This window comes from Paenibacillus anseongensis (assembly GCF_009757995.1).
Lineage (GTDB): Bacteria > Bacillota > Bacilli > Paenibacillales > NBRC-103111 > Paenibacillus_E > Paenibacillus_E chondroitinus.
The window spans coordinates 278,027-295,134 of record NZ_WSEM01000006.1; the positions used below are offsets into that span (position 1 = coordinate 278,027).

The 17,108-nt window shown below is 43.2% G+C and carries 19 protein-coding genes and 1 pseudogene; 10 read left to right on the forward strand and 10 right to left on the reverse strand.

All coding sequences use genetic code 11. The features are described from left to right. Positions 1–205 precede the first annotated feature (205 nt). The 3 genes from GON05_RS06925 to GON05_RS06935 all read left to right on the forward strand — a co-directional run bounded on the left by GON05_RS06925 (position 206) and on the right by GON05_RS06935 (position 2,820). Positions 206–883: a response regulator transcription factor gene (locus GON05_RS06925; protein WP_157318436.1), complete on the forward strand. Its 678-nt coding sequence runs from the start codon at positions 206–208 to the stop codon at positions 881–883. Beyond that, complete coding sequence (locus GON05_RS06930) at positions 884–2,143, forward strand: sensor histidine kinase (protein ID WP_157318437.1); 1,260 nt, start codon at positions 884–886, stop codon at positions 2,141–2,143. It begins immediately after the preceding gene. 95 nt (positions 2,144–2,238) lie between these two features. Beyond that, positions 2,239–2,820: a GNAT family N-acetyltransferase gene (locus GON05_RS06935; RefSeq protein WP_157318438.1), complete on the forward strand. Its 582-nt coding sequence runs from the start codon at positions 2,239–2,241 to the stop codon at positions 2,818–2,820. A gap of 51 nt (positions 2,821–2,871) precedes the next feature. Here GON05_RS06935 and GON05_RS06940 read toward each other — a convergent pair whose 3' ends face one another. The 10 genes from GON05_RS06940 to trpB all read right to left on the reverse strand — a co-directional run bounded on the left by GON05_RS06940 (position 2,872) and on the right by trpB (position 13,495). Further along, positions 2,872–3,273 carry a TM2 domain-containing protein gene (locus GON05_RS06940; RefSeq protein ID WP_157318439.1) on the reverse strand — a complete coding sequence of 134 codons (402 nt, stop codon included), beginning with the start codon at positions 3,271–3,273 and terminating at the stop codon, positions 2,872–2,874. A gap of 13 nt (positions 3,274–3,286) precedes the next feature. Next, positions 3,287–3,625: a TM2 domain-containing protein gene (locus GON05_RS06945; protein ID WP_127454005.1), complete on the reverse strand. Its 339-nt coding sequence runs from the start codon at positions 3,623–3,625 to the stop codon at positions 3,287–3,289. A 162-nt stretch (positions 3,626–3,787) separates the two neighbouring features. Further along, positions 3,788–5,266: a M56 family metallopeptidase gene (locus GON05_RS06950; RefSeq protein WP_157318440.1), complete on the reverse strand. Its 1,479-nt coding sequence runs from the start codon at positions 5,264–5,266 to the stop codon at positions 3,788–3,790. 43 nt (positions 5,267–5,309) lie between these two features. Next, a complete protein-coding gene (blaI, locus tag GON05_RS06955) occupies positions 5,310–5,684 on the reverse strand; it encodes a penicillinase repressor BlaI (RefSeq protein WP_127454009.1) in 375 nt (124 codons plus the stop codon). Positions 5,685–5,820: 136 nt separating this feature from the next. Next, positions 5,821–6,408 carry a YdeI/OmpD-associated family protein gene (locus GON05_RS06960; RefSeq protein ID WP_157318441.1) on the reverse strand — a complete coding sequence of 196 codons (588 nt, stop codon included), beginning with the start codon at positions 6,406–6,408 and terminating at the stop codon, positions 5,821–5,823. 21 nt (positions 6,409–6,429) lie between these two features. After that, positions 6,430–6,900 carry a phage tail protein gene (locus tag GON05_RS06965; RefSeq protein ID WP_127454011.1) on the reverse strand — a complete coding sequence of 157 codons (471 nt, stop codon included), beginning with the start codon at positions 6,898–6,900 and terminating at the stop codon, positions 6,430–6,432. Positions 6,901–7,038: 138 nt separating this feature from the next. Then, a complete protein-coding gene (locus GON05_RS06970; protein ID WP_157318442.1) occupies positions 7,039–8,235 on the reverse strand; it encodes an MFS transporter in 1,197 nt (398 codons plus the stop codon). A gap of 118 nt (positions 8,236–8,353) precedes the next feature. After that, a complete protein-coding gene (locus GON05_RS39020; protein ID WP_220138873.1) occupies positions 8,354–10,165 on the reverse strand; it encodes a discoidin domain-containing protein in 1,812 nt (603 codons plus the stop codon). Between the two features lie 275 nt (positions 10,166–10,440). Further along, the gene (locus GON05_RS06990; protein ID WP_157318443.1) at positions 10,441–12,183 is read right to left on the reverse strand and encodes an ABC-F family ATP-binding cassette domain-containing protein; all 1,743 of its coding nucleotides are present in this window, start codon (positions 12,181–12,183) and stop codon (positions 10,441–10,443) included. 151 nt (positions 12,184–12,334) lie between these two features. Further along, the gene (gene trpB / locus GON05_RS06995; protein ID WP_157318444.1) at positions 12,335–13,495 is read right to left on the reverse strand and encodes a tryptophan synthase subunit beta; all 1,161 of its coding nucleotides are present in this window, start codon (positions 13,493–13,495) and stop codon (positions 12,335–12,337) included. A 236-nt stretch (positions 13,496–13,731) separates the two neighbouring features. Between trpB and GON05_RS07000 the strand changes: the two genes are divergently transcribed. The 7 genes and pseudogenes from GON05_RS07000 (at position 13,732) to GON05_RS07025 (ending at position 17,020) form a co-directional block, all read left to right on the forward strand. Beyond that, on the forward strand, positions 13,732–14,391 hold the full coding sequence (locus tag GON05_RS07000) for an FMN-dependent NADH-azoreductase (protein ID WP_157318445.1): 660 nt from the start codon (positions 13,732–13,734) through the stop codon (positions 14,389–14,391). Positions 14,392–14,477: 86 nt separating this feature from the next. After that, complete coding sequence (locus GON05_RS07005; RefSeq protein ID WP_157318446.1) at positions 14,478–14,645, forward strand: hypothetical protein; 168 nt, start codon at positions 14,478–14,480, stop codon at positions 14,643–14,645. Between the two features lie 205 nt (positions 14,646–14,850). Continuing rightward, entirely contained in the window at positions 14,851–15,090 is a 240-nt protein-coding gene (locus GON05_RS07010; RefSeq protein ID WP_157318447.1) for a hypothetical protein, read from the forward strand. Positions 15,091–15,166: 76 nt separating this feature from the next. Next, positions 15,167–15,349: a hypothetical protein gene (locus GON05_RS39225; protein WP_246238877.1), complete on the forward strand. Its 183-nt coding sequence runs from the start codon at positions 15,167–15,169 to the stop codon at positions 15,347–15,349. Beyond that, entirely contained in the window at positions 15,349–15,978 is a 630-nt protein-coding gene (locus tag GON05_RS07015) for an MFS transporter (RefSeq protein ID WP_246238878.1), read from the forward strand. The genes GON05_RS39225 and GON05_RS07015 overlap by 1 nt, the downstream gene beginning before the upstream one ends. Positions 15,979–16,100: 122 nt before the next feature. Then, a pseudogene (locus GON05_RS07020) lies at positions 16,101–16,202 on the forward strand (transposase); the annotation flags it as partial. A gap of 416 nt (positions 16,203–16,618) precedes the next feature. Beyond that, positions 16,619–17,020: a hypothetical protein gene (locus GON05_RS07025; RefSeq protein WP_157318448.1), complete on the forward strand. Its 402-nt coding sequence runs from the start codon at positions 16,619–16,621 to the stop codon at positions 17,018–17,020. The last annotated feature ends 88 nt before the right edge of the window (positions 17,021–17,108 follow it).

Genomic DNA, 17,108 nt, shown 5'->3' on the forward strand with positions numbered 1-17,108 from the left:
GCCCCTTTCGCATTTGCGTGTGTTTGCTGCTTCATGTCTGTATCTTAGCGGTCGAACCTTTAGTGAAACTTAAATGAGTATTGCTTTGTAAATTATTTGTTAAGCTCTAGGCAAATGCTAAGATTAAGTTTGATTAAAGGTTCGCTCCCTATAATGAAGGCATGCAATTGAGCTTCATCACACTGGCACAAAAGGGGAAACGAAAATGAGACTATTAATTGTCGAAGATGAAATTCATTTGGCCGAGGCCTTGACCCAGATTCTTAAAAAACACAATTATTCCGTTGATACGGTTCATGACGGTCAATCGGGGTTGGATAACGCATTGAGCGGCATTTATGATCTGCTATTGCTCGACATTATGCTGCCTGAGATAGACGGCATTACCTTGTTGAAGACGATTCGCAGCAAAGGAATTGCGACTCCCGTGATTTTGCTGACTGCGAAAGGTGAAATTTCGGATAAAATCACAGGTCTGGATCACGGTGCGGATGACTATGTGGCTAAGCCGTTCTCGACAGAGGAACTGCTCGCGAGAATCCGCGCTGCGTTGCGGCGCAAGGGAGAGGTTGTCGCGGAGGATACTTTGAAATTCGGAGATATCGAATTGAATACAGGGACGCTCAAGCTGACGTGCAGTGGGAAGGAGCTTAAACTCATTTTAAAAGAAAGTGAGTTATTGGAGCTTCTGATGTCGAGGAAACAAGCGGTTATCTCCAAGGAGCAGATCATTGAAAAGCTCTGGGGTTTCGATTCTGAGGTGGAACATAACAATGTGGAAGTGTACATTTCTTTTTTGCGGAAAAAACTCACGTTCTTGCAGTCATCTGTCCGCATCACGACAATCAGAGGCGTAGGCTACGTATTGGAGGCGAGCTCCTAAATGTTCCGTAAGCTGCGCAATCGATTTCTTATCGTCAATCTGGTCATCATCACGTTCATCATGCTTCTGGCCTTTGCCTCCATCTATACAATTACTTATCAGAATGTACGCAAAGGCATCGATATGGAGCTGCATCGTGTCACTGATTTCTATCATAATCCTGATGGGAACAAAGGCGTGCCGCGGCCAGGCGGGAGTCCTCTCCCCCAGCAAAGCTATGATACCGCCGGTCCCCCGCCGGAGCGTTCCGTCTCTTTCTTGCTGCAAGCGGATGACCAGTGGAATCTTGTAGCCGCGAACTCCCGGTTCGACATGGATACGGATTTCTATACCCTTGCTTTACAAAAAGCCGCCTCCAGCAAGTCGGATAACGGCCAGTTTCATTTGGAAGGCAATACGTGGGCTTATCTGGTGCAAAAAAATGGCACAGGAAACTCCGTCGTCTATTTGGATATCACCGCTCAAATGAACATTCTTACGAATCTCATTTATACCTTCTCCGTTGTCGGATTCATTATGCTGATCGTCATCTTCTTTACGAGCCGGTTTTTCGCGAATCGGTCTATATCGCCAGTGAAAGAAGCTTTCAATAAGCAAAAGCAGTTTATCGCTGACGCCTCTCACGAGTTGAAAACACCCTTAGCCGTCATCAATACGAATGCCGATGTTCTTTTGGCCAATAGCGATGACACGATTCACAATCAAGTGAAATGGCTGCACCATATCAAGTCCGAAACGGAGAGAATGAAGACGTTAACCAACGATCTCCTGTACTTGACCGAGATGGAGGATTCCAGAGCAGGCTTGCTGTTTGCGAACTTCAATATCAGTGAAGCCGTTGAGGGCGTCATCCTCACGATGGAGGCTGTTGTGTATGAGAAGGATATCTCGCTTACCTATGAGATTGAACCCGATCTCAGCCTACGCGGCAGCTGTGAGCAAATCAAGCAGGTGGTCATGATCCTTTTGGATAACGCGATCAAATACACCAAACCGAAAGGTTCGATTGCGCTTACCTTGCAGAAGCGGCATAGCGATATTCTGCTCACGGTAACCAACACAGGCGAGGGTATCCCCTCCGACCATCTGGGGAGGATTTTCGACCGCTTCTATCGCGCTAATCAATCCCGTTCGCGCAAAAGCGGCGGCTACGGCCTCGGACTAGCCATCGCCAAATCCATTGTCGAACAGCATAAAGGGAAGATTTATGCGAAAAGCGTGCTGAATGAGACCACTTCGTTTTACGTTCAGCTTTCATAAGGCACCGATTATTTATCCCTTTTTAAGTTGCTATTAAGGATCGTAGGATACAATTTTTCCAAACGACTATCCTACCACAAAGGAAAATAAATAAAATGATGCATGTGGAAGCCTTATTTTCCTCTTTCCCTTTCATTTATACCGAACGGCTCGTCTTACGGCAAATGGATGTCGCGGATGCGGAGGATATCTATGCTTTTTACACCGATCCTCAAGTCACCAAGCATTTGGATTGGCATGGTCCCTCTTCGATCGAGGACACCCGTATGCTAATCGATTCGTGGAATCAAGCTTTTGCAGACAGAAGGTTAATTTCTTGGGGAATTTCCTTCTATCCTAGCGAATCTCGGCATATTATCGGAACCATTACACTTATGCCTACAAGAGGCATATTTGATGCCGATCACCGTTATCCTCTAACTGTCGGCTATGATCTACAGACCGATTATTGGGGCAAAGGCATAATGTCCGAAGCCATGCAGGCGGTTATCCATTTCAGCAAAACACATATAAGTCCTCATAGAATTCAAGCCGAAGTCTACCCTGAAAATGTGGCCTCACTGAAGCTATTAAAAAAACTCGGGTTTCAAGAAGAGGGGCTGCTGAAGCAGTATTTAATGCACGAGGTCACGAAGACCTTTCTTGACGTGGTTTTACTTGCGTTGTTGTTGAATTAGTAGAAAAAAGAAAGGCCGTTCGAAACCTTGTGGTTTCTGACGGCCTCATTTTTATTGGTTCGTGCTTGTTGCTTTGATACGACGAATCACTACACGTTCCTGCTCCTGATTCATCTCTTCTATTCTTCTGTTTAGGAAAAAAGCATCGATCCAGCTCCAAAGCAAAGATCCAGCTAATATGGTTATGCTAAACCATAAAAGAAAGTAACTAAATGCTTCTAACTCTGTGTAGACCGCCAATAGAATGATTGCAAGACCAGGAACGACCGTAGCCGTAAACATCAAGCTTGCATACAGATAATTCTCTGTATAATAACGGTGAGCTCCAAAATAATGCAGCACAGACCATAGCGCCCATACAACTTCCTTAGATTTGCGCTTCTTCAACAGTTCTGCTTCTAAAATAGCTAGTTCTTCCAGTGTTAGCGTACGCAATAAATTTAAATTATCCATAATATGATGTTCGTTATGCCTGCGCCACAGCAGCTTCTGAGTTTGCTCGCGCTTGGTGGATCAGACGGATTTCGGAAATAATCTCATTCTCAACTTTTTCATTCGTATCTCTAATCATCCCTGATAACAGGAACAAATCAACGAGTGACCAAATACCCAAACCGCCTAGTGTGAGTAACATAGCTACTCCTGTTCCAATTCGACCTAAATAGAAACGGTGACCCCCAAATGAGCAAGTAAAAAACCAAAGTAGCCATGCAATACCACCTGATTTCTGTTTCTTACTCATCTCGGAAGCAAGCAATTGAAGCTGTTCCGATGTTAAACTCTGTTTTTGCAATAATGACGACATAGTTCGACCCCTTCTCGTATAATGTTTAAATTATACCGTGAGGAAGTATCATTTTATATCAATTTTCCCTAAAATTTGGTCAAGTTTTCACAAAGATTCGTATAGAAAAAGAAGAAAACACCCTTACAGATGTCTTCTTCTTTGTTAACTTTGCCCCGAAGTTTACTGAGCCGCTCGCTCCGGAGTTAGCACACTGGCAGTTGGCTCAGCCTGTGCCGGCCGAGTATCCGGTACCGGTACAGGCGCTGCCGTCGGCCTTTTCACATCTCGGGATTCAGGCACTGCCGTTACCTCACTCGCTTGTCGTGATGAAGCAGGCACTTGTCTTGGACTCTCCGCTGCCTGAGCCGCGGCACTTCGTCTTGCTTCCGTGACGGATGCTACCGGTGAAGGCTTCGACTCGTCCGCTCTTGAAGCTGCTGCGTTTGATCTCGCCTCTTCCGCGGTAACTGTTGGCGGTGCAGTTGGTGTCACGGAGTCAATGGATTTTGTATCAGCTGTTGTTTCCGTCTTTTTATCCGTATCCGTTGTCTGCGTACTTGTATTTGTTGTATCTGTTGAATTTGCAGTATTTGTTGTGTCTGTCGTCTTTTGATCAATAGCCGGAGAGCTCGGTGGAGCTGAAGCTTGCTTATCCGTATTCGTCGCATTCGTCAATGAACATCCGCTAATGATCAAAACAGCTGCTAAGCCAACGAATGACCAACGGTACGAATTAAATTGAAACTGTTTAATCATGATAATTCTCCTTTTTAACTGTGACTTGCTGCCCGATAAATTAACATTGCCAGGTACACTTACAGGACGTATATAGCTCTCTAATAATTGAATGAGCGTATATCCGTAACTGTCTCTTCCCGCTGGTTCAAGATAAGAAAGTGCTAACGCGTCGCTTGCAATCTCCTGATCTTCACGCATGCGTTGATTCACGTACCAAAGTACAGGATTGAACCAGTGAATAATCAATAAAAATTGCATGATCCAATTGATTCCAATATCATTCCGTTTGCAGTGGGCCAGCTCATGCATAAAGATATGCCGCAGTTGTTCCTGACTCAAGCTGTTAATCACCCTCTGCGGTATAACTAACCGTGGTTTCCAGAATCCAAAAAGCGTAGGCATCGACAACCGGTCCGATACGACTAGAGTGACGGGTTTATGTACCGACATTAACTTTTGACATTGAGAGAACAACTGCAGGATGCCGGTGTCTGTCATCGGAGTCGTTTCTTTTGTTATTTTCTGCGCAAATCTACGGTTAATCACTAACGTGTATATGCCAAATACGGCAATACCAAGCAGCCATACATACATCGAATACCTGTACAAAATAGTACCTACGGAGTCTACAGCAGCCAATCTCTCTTGTGTTCCCATCTGAACCACGGAGTCGATTTCGTGAATGCCGCCAGAGTAAGATAGCCAATTGTAGATGCTTAAATCGCTTTCCAGGTCCCAAGGTAGGAGCAGTCGCACCATGACCAACAACCACATGAGATAGTGCCATCTAGGTTTTATCCGTTTATGCAGAATACGTTGGGTTAGCATGATCAACACGGCCGTAATGGCGGCCATTACCGATACCGACAAAATCCACTCAAAAATACCTTTGAGAAGTTCATTGGTTTGGTTCACTTTCACCCTTTCCTTCCTGAAGCCGCGCCGCCTGTTCTGGCATCGCTGTTTATTTGGATTTATTTTCGAGAAGTTGTTTTAGTTCTTTAATATCTTCCTCCGACAGCTGCTCCTCCTTCAAAAAGTTAACCAGCATCGGCTTAAAGGCACCGCCATACATTCTTTTCAGAAAAGATTGCGTCTCTGACTTCACACATTCACCCTCAGAAACTAAAGGGAAATAGGCATACACTCTGTTTTCTTGCGTAAAAGACAACGCCTGCTTCTGCGTTAATCGGTTTAACAGGGTTCGAATCGTTTTCGGCTTCCAATCCGTCTGATCCTGCATAGCTTCAATCACTTCATTCGCCGTGCGTGGGGACTGATTCCAGAGCACCTTCATTACTTCCCATTCAGCATCCGTAATATGTGGGACAGTTTTCACATTAGCTACCTCCTTTCCACTTGGATTACAAATGTAATACACACTCAGTATTACATTTGTAATCCATGCTTGTCAAGTTCAACGACTAGGTCATGATATAGCAAAAAACCACCCTGCAGAAGGATGGTTTTCCTCTTTAATCGTTCAATCCCTTGCCTTCGAGAATTTTCGGCACATTTTTCTCCACCCGCGATTCTCGCGTTTTTGTTTGTTTCGGCTCAGAAAAGTGAAGTAGATAATTTCGTTGCCGTCCAGGTGTTAAGGCTTCAAAAGCCGTTTTCAAGGCAGGATTCTCATCCAGCTTCATTTGAAACTCTTCGGCAACGGTGAATTCTGTATGTTTTTTAAAACTTACTTCCAAACCGGCATTTTCAACTTCAATCGCCTCGTTAATGTATGCTTTCAAAATCGGCTCCATGGCAAGGATTTCCCGAACATGCGTAAACCGAATCTGGCGCCCCGCCTGAACATTCTCCGTTTGTTGAATTAGGATACCTTGAGCATCCTTCAGCAAAACTCCTTTGTGAAACAGAAGCGCGCAATAGTCTTTAAACCCGTGTATGAGGACGACGTTTTTATCCTGAATCGTGTAGCAGGGATGCATCCATTTATATTCCTCAGTTAGCTGGCAGTCAAGAACGATTCGCCTCAACTCTATGTATTCTTCCTTCCAGGTCTTGGCCTTACTGATAAATTCGTCAACCTTAGGATTGGTTTTTGCCATGAAAGATCACCTCATCAAGCTTCAGTTATATGCATATTCTCCTTTGATGACGAAAAACGAACCCCGAATCGTCCCAGCTAATTTAGACTTCTGCCTAGCGAACTTGAACTTCGGTTCTAGCTCCTTAGGTATCTCCATCCCCTCGGAAAGCTTAAAGCCAACCGCCCGCTTCTTAGGGTCATCCACCGTATACATGACATTGATCGACAGGCCATCCTCGTAAAAAACATAGGTAAACTGAATATTCTCCACTTGAAAATGTGAGGTTTCCAAAGGTTTGGCGGCAAACTCAATGTCACGTTCTTTTAAAACTTTGTTCACATAATCAAGGTTTTCCTGACTTTCACTGGCGGGTATAACCTCGAATTCATGCTTGTATTTGTTCATAAAATAACGGGCTTCATTCGCGCGCAAACCTGCAAGCGCTTCTGCTACAGGTGAAGACTCTAAACCTACTGTAGATACATTTTTAAAATCAACGATATACGACATTTCCATCCCTCGTTTTCTATCAATATTTGATATTACTAGGATTCCATTTTTGTCCAATAATTAAACAGCCCCGCTATTCCTATTATAGCAAAAAGTAGACCACCCTGAGGAAGGATGGCCTACTTTTCGTGTTTTGATTTACTTGGCATAGACCATTCTCCTAGTGATCATCAGCGTAGACAGCAGCGTAATAAGCGCAATGGATCCGACTATAAGAGAAAGCATCCATATTGCGAAGCTAAAGCCATAAATAGTGGAAGCCAAACCACCGCCAAATGCGCTGGCTCCTTGGAACAGATAAGAGACGACAAAAACAGAGGATAAAAACTGCGCTTTGTTTTCAGGTGACGCGTACATGTTCGCAAGGCCAATCCCTCCGGTTACAGAGAATCCATAACCAAGTCCTCCGGTGATCGACGATGTTACGAATAGGATGAAAGAATGCATTTCCGACGCCATGACAAGAAGAACCAATGTCGAGCTTATCAGAAGCGTTCCGATACGAATTGAAGGCAGCGGACTCATTCGCCCTGCAATCGTAGCACCCACCGCTATTAGCAAACTCAAAATCGATAAGACCATACCGATCACAAGAATATCTTTTGTCCCAACGACATCACGCGCAATTTGGGCCCCAAGAGATAAAAATATTCCTCCATAGGCAAAACCGATTCCTACGGCCAAAGCTGCCAGGAGATAAATGCCCCATAGTCCTTTCGGTATCTTAATCCCCGCTGGCTTCCAGTTCGATTTACGGCCAGATCGAGATGTTTGATTCTTCGGAAGGAATAAGCACAGGAGGATACTGACCAATATGAGTAAGGATAAAACCCAATAACTTAAATGTAGCGGGAATGGCTCATACTTAATCAGTATTGCCCCAAGAATTAATGCAATGAATACACCAGTTGCCTGAGTAATCGTGTTAATCGATCCGGGAAATTTCGTGTTCGATGTCGGATTAAACTCTACAAGCGCTGCGGCCCCCGCCCCCGATGTCAGTCCAACCCCAATGCCCTGTAGGGCTCGGGCCACAAACAGCCAGTGCAAGTTAGGAGCTAATGCAAAAACGGTTGCGCCAAAAAGGAGGAACATAAGTCCGATCATTAACGTCATTCGACGTCCGATGTAATCTGAAATATTACCTACTATCACAAGCACGAAGATGATTGCAATAGGATACATAGCAAAGATACCAGTCGTTGTTGCTTTCGAGAGATGCCAATCCGTTGCATATAATGGAAACACAATGGAAGGTGCTGCACTCGACCATAAACAGAGCACGAGCACCCAGGCGACTATCCAAAATGCTGCTTTGGCTGACTTTCCTTTCATTTGTCATCCTCCAAGAAATAATAAGGTTGTGGCGAAAAAGCGATATCGTGTAGTCTTCCCTTTTTCCAATCACTTATTATAAGAAGGTGACGCCGTTATTTAAGTCGTAATACTTGCTCTAATTTGCTCCGTATACCTCAAACTCATAGATTCGTGCCGCGACGTTTGTCGTTTGGGTAGGTGTCGTAACGTTTAATTTGATATATCTTGCTGATACGGAAGTGATATTATCTAATGTTATGCCTTTCGTATTATTCGTTACGTTGACCACTGTGCTCCAGTTCGTACCGTCGGTGCTGACCTGGATCGTATACGCCTTCGTGTTATAGGAGGCGGTCTCTCCGCCTTCCGATGCATGCTTGATAACAAATTGGTTGACTTGCATCACGGTACCTAGATCGACCTGCAGCCAGCGGTTGCTGGATAATGAACACCATTTGCTGTCATTGATGACATTGCCGTCCACAGCTTTGGCCGCGGTCTGCGAGGGGTTGCACGTGCTGTCAGCTGTGGCGGGTTTATTTAATGCTAAATTCGGAGGTCCGTATACCTCAAAATCATAGATTCTTGCGGCAACGTTTGTCGTTTGGGTAGGCGTCGTGACGTTTAGCTTGATATATCTTGCTGATACGGAAGTGATATTATCTACAGTTACACTTTTCGTATTATTCGTTACGTTGACCACTGTGCTCCAGTTCGTACCGTCCGTGCTGACCTGGATATTGTAAGCCTTCGTGTTATAGGAGGTAGTCTCTCCGCCTTCTGACGCGTGCTTGATGACAAATTGGTTGACTTGCTTCACGCTGCCGAGATCGATCTGCAGCCATCGGTTGCTGGATAATGAACACCATTTGCTATCATTGGTGACACTGCCATCCACGGCTTTGGCCGCGGTCTGCGAGACGTTGCACGTGCTGTCAACCGTTGCGGGTTTATTTAATGCCAGATTGGAAGGTCCATATACCTCAAAGTCATAAATTCGTGCCGCTACGTTTGTCGTTTGGGTAGGCGTCGTAACGTTTAGCTTGATATATCTTGCTGATACGGAAGTGATATTATCTATTGTTATGCCTTTCGTATTATTCGTTACGTTAACCACTGTGCTCCAGTTCGTACCGTCCATGCTAACCTGGATATTGTAAGCCTTCGTGTTATAGGAGGTAGTCTCTCCGCCTTCTGACGCGTGCTTGATGACAAATTGGTTGACTTGCTTCACGGTGCCGAGATCGATCTGCAGCCATCGGTTGCTGGATAATGAACACCATTTGCTATCATTAGTGACGCTGCCGTCCACAGCTTTAGCCGCAGTCTGCGAGGTGTTGCACGTGCTGTCAACCGTCGCGGGTTTATTTAATGCCAAATTCGGTGAAATTACCGTAATCGTGTACGTAACCTTACTCGTTCCATTTTGCGAAGTTACAATGATCTTCGTGCCCGTCTCTAGCGTCGTCGCTTTCGTTGTTCCGTCTGCTTGGTAGATCTCAAAAGTTGCATTCGCTGCCGGCGTGATCGCTGCCTTCAACTCAGCTAACTTGATGCCACTCTCTATCGTTATCGTCTCATTCGCAGTTCCCCCAGCGCTTACCGTACCGATCGCAGAGGTTATTGTAGCAGAGCTGCACTGCGCGTTTGTGCCCAGAGCCGCCCACTTTGCATACAGCGTTAGATCTCTAGTGATTCGATCTGTCGACTTGTAAGCTTGCGTCAAGGCGCTGTCGTAAAACCAACCTTCGAAGCTGTAGCACTCTTTCACAGGGGTATGCTGAAACAACACTGTACCTCCGCCCGGAGATACAAATTCAGGACTAATCGTTGAGCCACCGTTCGAGTTATAACTCACGACCAGTTGGGAGGGGACATACCCTGGATCGCCTCCGGCAAATACAGGAGCTCCGACTGTCATTAATGAAATGATGATCACTACCACCATCAAGTAACCTCTTATCATCGTAGTAATCCTTTTCTTTCCCTTCCTGCGTCCTGACCCTTCCATCATTCATGCCCCTTTCTCCTACCCTAATGAATACATCAGCAGCATACTGACTGCTGCACCATTCATAATGTTATTCACATAAATACAGAAGAATGCTTGGTTATCAGGGATCTAGAACAGTATGTTTTGAAGGAAGTTTGTGAAGAACAGATGCCGCGCGAAAAGGGCTTCTCCTGTATTAGGAAGAGCCCTTTGTCACATTTTATTACACCCTAAAGCAATTTAATAAGCTCTTCTAGCTCATCAACCAAAACTTTTGCAAGTTCAAAATTCGTATCTTTTAATGCCAATTCTATTTTCATTTCAAGTGATTTTTTATTTTGTTCATGTTCTAGATAGTCTTTATCAAAATGACTAGCATAAATCATCTGTCTAAATTTCCGCATACTCATTTTTCTAATGGTCTTATCGTCAATGATTAAAACATAATCCATACCATTTACAACCGAATAGAAATCATGAGAAATCATGAGAATTGCACCTTTGTAGTCTTCAATGGCTTTCTCTAGTGCTATTTGTGTGTACGTGTCTAAATGGCTTGTCGGTTCATCTAGGAGCAATACGTTTGCTTTACTGGCAGAAACCTTAGCCAACTGAAGCATATTTTTTTCTCCACCAGATAAAGATTGTATCTTTTGATTAACGATTTCCCCTTCAAAGCCATAGTTTGAAAGATATGATCTAATCTCATCATAAGTTTTAAACCCAGCATCGATGAATTCTTCTAGAATTGTATTAGAATCTTTTAGCATTTCACCTTGAAACTGAGATAAATAAGCCACTTTAACATGAGGATTAATTTCAATGGAATCATGCTTATTTTTAAAGATATCTCGGAGTAAAGTCGTTTTCCCGGTACCGTTTGGACCAATAATGGCTACTTTATCCGTGGATTTTATCTCAAAGTTAACATTGTCTAAAAGTAACTCATCAAAAGAAACACTGTAATTATTGACTTTGACAACAACGCTGTCTTCAATTTCATTGTTAATACCAAAACTGATGTTCGGTTGCTTAATTTCAACAAATGGTGCCTTAATTCTACGTGCTTCCAATCTCTCTTGAAACCTAACTCTAGCTTTTAATGCTCTACCTCTAGATGCTTCTGAATTAATAGTTGCAATAACTCTAAGATTATCAATAATGTTATCGTATCTCTCAATTTCTTCTTTCTCAGCGACTGCGATCTCTTGCAACTCAACTTTTGTCTGAAGTAATGAGAAGGTATACTCCATATATCGCCCATCAAACTCTTGGATCTCCATGTTTTCGAGGTGTATGATTTTATTGAAACAATGATTTAATAGATATCGGTTGTGCGTAACAACTAGCAGTATTCCTTTGTGAGAATTAATAAGATTTTTAAGCGCATTTAAGTTTTCGAAGTCTAAAAAAACATCAGGTTCGTCCATAATCATCAAGTCTGGACTACTAAGCATTTCCTTCATCACTTGAATAAGTTTGAATTCCCCACCACTTAGGTCGGATACCCTAAGATCCTTTAGTTTCATGAGGTTTGCTAGATTTAGTTTCTTATTAATGTTACTTTCAAAATCAGCCCCACCAATGGAATCAAATGCATCTAGCGCTAATTGATACTTTTCTAATAACGAATCCATATCATCCGGTGATGTTTCCATTTCCGCACAAATCGATGTTATTTCATCTTGTATCTTAATAAATTCTTCCCCTATATATTCAAAAACGGTTGTTTCTTTCGTTTCATCCAGTTGTGAGAATTGGCTCACACGCCCGATTTTACAAGTCGGGTCTATTTCTAACTTGCCCTCGAACAAATATCTTTCTGGATCCATAAGTATATCTATCAATGTACTTTTCCCACTGCCACTTGTTCCAATAAAAGCGCAATGTTGTGCCTCTTCAAGCGTAAATGAAATGTTTGTATATAGTTCTTTTTGCGGAAATGAGAAGGATAAGTGATCAACTTTTATCATAGTGTTACCTTTCTATACAAACGTAGATTATGAGTTTACCGTTGTAAGAGTAACACTGTTTACAATCAACTACAATCCCATTTGGGGAATAGCAGCATTTACCTTACAAAACCAAAATCAAAAGGCGTCCAATTGGACGCCCTTCGTATCTCTATTTGAGCATTTGGTAAACTTGCTCGACATCCTTATCCCCGCGGCCTGACAGATTGACGATAATAATTTGATCTTCGCTCATCGTCGGCGCCATCTGCTTCGCGTAGGCAACCGCATGCGCGCTCTCTAAGGCAGGAATGATTCCCTCCGTGCGCGACAGTTCCTGGAAGGCTTCCAACACTTCCTCATTCGTGACCGTTGCATATTCTGCCCGGCCCGACACCTTCAGGTGGCTATGCTCCGGTCCAATGCCCGGATAATCCAGTCCTGCGGCGATGGAATAGGTCTTCTTCGGCTGCCCTTCCTCGTCCAGCAGCACTAAACACTTGAAGCCGTGTATGATGCTCGGAACACCTTGGGTCAAAGACGGAGCTTGATCGGGCTCGACCCCGATTAAACGAACGCTCGGCTCGTCGATGTAGTGAGCGAACGCACCGATGGCATTACTGCCACCGCCTGTGCAGGCCACAACCGCATCCGGCAAACGGCCTTCTTTCTCCACAATCTGCCGCTTCGATTCTTCACTAATGATGGCCTGGAAGTGCTTGACCATCGTCGGAAACGGATGCGGACCAACGGCGGAGCCTAGCAGATAAAATGTATTTTTATAATTGCGAACCAGATCGTCCAGCGCCTCATCTACCGCATCTTTCAATCTTCCTTGTCCTTTATGTACAGGTACAACCGTCGCACCCAGCAGCTCCATTCGGAACACATTAAGCGCCTGCCGACGTGTATCCTCAGCTCCCATATAGATGATGCATTCCATATTAAACATAGCGCAAGCCGTTGCCGTAGCCACACCATGCTGTCCGGCACCCGTCTCAGCGATAATCCGCTTTGCCCCCATCCTTTTAGCAAGCAGGATCTGCCCAATAGCGTTGTTGATTTTATGCGCTCCTGTATGATTCAAATCCTCGCGCTTTAAATATATTTTCGGCCCTCCCCAAGCTTTGGTCAGCCGCTCCGCATACGTCAATGGATTCTCACGTCCAACATATTCGCTTAGATAATAACGAAGCTCTTCCTTAAACTCCGGATCGTCTCTAAACTTGTAAAATTGCTCACTCAAATAACTCAACACTTCCTGTAATTCCGGCGGGACAAAGCTACCGCCAAACTCCCCAAAGTATCCCTCTTGCTGCAATTGTTGGTCCATAAGTAAGCGCCTCCATTTTATGAGATAAGAATGGTACTCTCTGCTATTATCTTACCATAATTTTCAGGTGTCGTATTTAAAAGAAAGTAGGCAAACTATGTCCTATAAGCTCAGCCAACCTATTTACATAAACTTCTTGATTAAATAAATTGACATATACGTGGGGAAATTATATTATGGATTATGTTAATCGACGATTAGTTGAGTCGACAATAAGTGTCTAGGAGGAAATATACATGAGTAAATTACTTATTATCAATGCACACCCGGATTTTGATTCCACAACCTCTGCAAGTCTCGATGTGTTTAATTATTTTCTGAAAGTATATAAAGAGAAGCATTCCAATGACGAGGTTATCGAACAAATTAATCTATACAACGACGAAGTACCTGCGCTTGATCAAAATGTATTAAGTGCATGGTCGAAACTAGCGGAAGAGAAAGAGTTGACTAGTAAAGAAAAAGAAGTAACCGATCGTATGAACACCCTTTTAAAACAATTCAAAAGTGCTAATAAATACGTCATTGTATTTCCAATGCATAACTTCAGTATCCCCTCGAAACTAAAAGATTATATAGATAATGTTATGATTGCGCGGGAAACATTTAAATATATCAGTCCCCCAATGAGCAACGGAAGAGCATCCATCGGACTTCTCAATGATGGAAGAAGCGTCGTTACCATTCAAGCCAGTGGGTCCATTTACACCAATAATGACTTCTATACCGAGCTGGAGTTCACGAATAAATTTTTGAAGTCTATGTTTGAGTTAATGGGAATTGAAGATTTTGAAGCGGTTCGAATTCAAGGAACAGCTTTCTTGGATAGAGATGAAGTATTGCAAAAAGGGTATCGAGATGCTGAGGAGCAGGCTTTGAGGTTGGCGGGTAAGTAAGGACCCAGGCTCTCGTATCCCTCATAGAGCGCCGCTTAGATGTTGTTAGTGGACCACATGCAAAACCTGAAGAAATTACGTCGAACATGATGTTAGAAGTGTATGATACCAATGTTTTTGGAATTAAAGGAGCTGCCGCGGCAGCTCCTTCTTTGATGTTTACGGATTTTTATTTCATGATCTCAACGACAGGCTGGCGAATCGGTGGCGAGGCACTCCGAAAAGTCGGTCTTTTTATTGATTTACCTTGTTGAGATAACCGGCACGTTATCATAATCCCCAAATCGCGTCTCGTCAAGAGATAATATGCGAATGAGCGACATAGCGCGGGATCCCCCCTTATGCTTTCTAAATAGGAATGAAATTCTGCGTTTGCAAGGCGATATCGCTTTTTCCAATTCATCCGATGTCACGTAAAATATTCTTCAGATCATTGAGGAATAAGGAAAGGAGATCTACATGAACAGCATGTATAAAATCAAATTTTTGCTCTTTTACGGGGAAGTGCCCGATACAACTTGTTACGGGTATATGGAGCTGAATCAGGATGGCACTATGATCGCGCTCTACAATAGTAGCGGCGAGGAAATCGACATGTTTGGCGGACATGAATTTGTCAGAATACGGGCGATTGGCAAATTCGATAATGAAGACCGTGATAATTTTTACTCCTTGTTAGAAAGTGATGGGGTAGGATAACCTGCACGACAGACAGTCGAAGATTTGGAGTCAAGACACTACGAGTATTGCGATGATTATTCTCTGGAGGTAGGAGATGAACAAACAGGTTCAAGAGGCAAGCGGAATGAAGAGAGGGGCGATGTTAGCCTCCCTGCTTATCGGTGCATTTATTACGTTCCTTAACGAAAATTTACTTACCAATACATTTCCTGGATTAATGCGTGAATTCAACGTTACGACTTCGACATACAATGGCTATCGACCGGTTATATGCTGATGATCGGCATACTGGTGCCGGTGACCGCATTGTTACAGCAATGGTTCACGACTCGCCGGATGTTTATGTCCGCGATGGCCTTATTTTTAGCAGGTACCTGCTTGTGTGCCGTATCCCTACCAGGCTGCATATTAAACGCAACGATGATGCCTGTGACGGGAAAATTTTTCGATAAACTCGGACCGAGGTTCGTCATCATGCCCGGACTGGTCATGATCACCATATCGCTATGGTTGTTTGCTGGTATTGACAGCGATACAACCCGAGGTTCCGTTCTGTTCAATCATGTCCTCTTATTCTTAGGCATATCGTTTGTCATCATGCCAGCTCAGACGGCAGGAATGAATCAACTTCCACTTCACCTGCTTCCCCATGGCACAGCCATATACAATACGCTCCAACAGATTGCTGGGGGAATTTGCATCGCTTTGTTCGTCAGTATCATGTCGTCTGGAGCCAATCGTTATATTCGCTATTCGCTCGATCCCGCGGCGTTTCAAGATAAAGCACAAAGTATCGTTGCTGGTTTGCAGACGGTTTTTTGGATTGAATTTTTTCTTGTAGTACCTGCAATAGTGTTATCTTGGTTTATAAAAGAGTTGCCTGAACTTCATGAATTAGTTGATTGATTCATAAGTTTACAACCGTATAAGAAGCTGAGGCCGTTCCATAAGGGACGGCTTTCTTACGTCTTGCCCTACTTATGGTACGGTTCGGCGTAACCGGCTAACGGCAAAGAAAGGGCTAGCATATGCAAAACTGGCAAAAAAAAATCATCAATTACCAATGCTGTCAATGGACGAATGCAACAGTAGAAGGAAGTCATAACCGGATTAAAGCATTCAAACATCGTTCTTGTACTATGGACTTATGACCTCTCTGGTCAAAAACAGAGCTATTCTATTTTTCTAAATTAAAATTGTATGCTTACTCTACTCAATCGACAGAGTTCTCTTTATCGGTGCGTTTTCTAGTCCTATCAAAATACTAGAATCCTGGGAGTTTTCATAGGAATAGTTCAAAAGATACATATTATAAATTTTATTTGTATATTATTCCAGTATAGTATATATTATTAAATAAATTGGTAATAATACCCACATTAACAATATGTTGTAGTTATTAGGCCGTTCTTTGGATTATTAATGTTTTGATTAGCTGGCCAGCTTTCAAATAAATCAAGATTAGCAAGAAAGTAAAGTACTTATTACTAGTTTTAAGTTTCTATTCATTATCAATCCAATTAAATTATTCTAGGAGGAATTCGGTATGTTCAATTTGAAAAAATCTTTACCTATTTTAGCCATTGTAGCGACAGTTAGTTTAGCATCAACTGCATATGCTGCAACGCAAAATACGAATCTTTCCTATTTAAATGCGTCAGCAAATGGATATTTAAATGCAACATTCAAGACATTCTCCAATGATGAGGCAACAGCCAAGACTGAATGGATCGGCGCAACATCAGAGCCATATCTTGTTGTTGCTGTAGATTTGCAATCTGCAGATAATATCGCATCTTCATATACTTCCCTTGGTACGGATTACGGGAACTCTGCCAATGTATATCGTTCAAAAGGTGGTGTTTGGGCTTTTAAAAGTGTTCACAAGATTCTTGATCGTTACGCTTTGGCTACAGAGCGTCACATGAAGGAACTTACAGATCACTAAAATGTACGGTGACGTGACATAACAATCAGCACCACAGTAATGACTAACGTAACCGATAGTACATTATTGTGGTGCTTTATTCCGTATT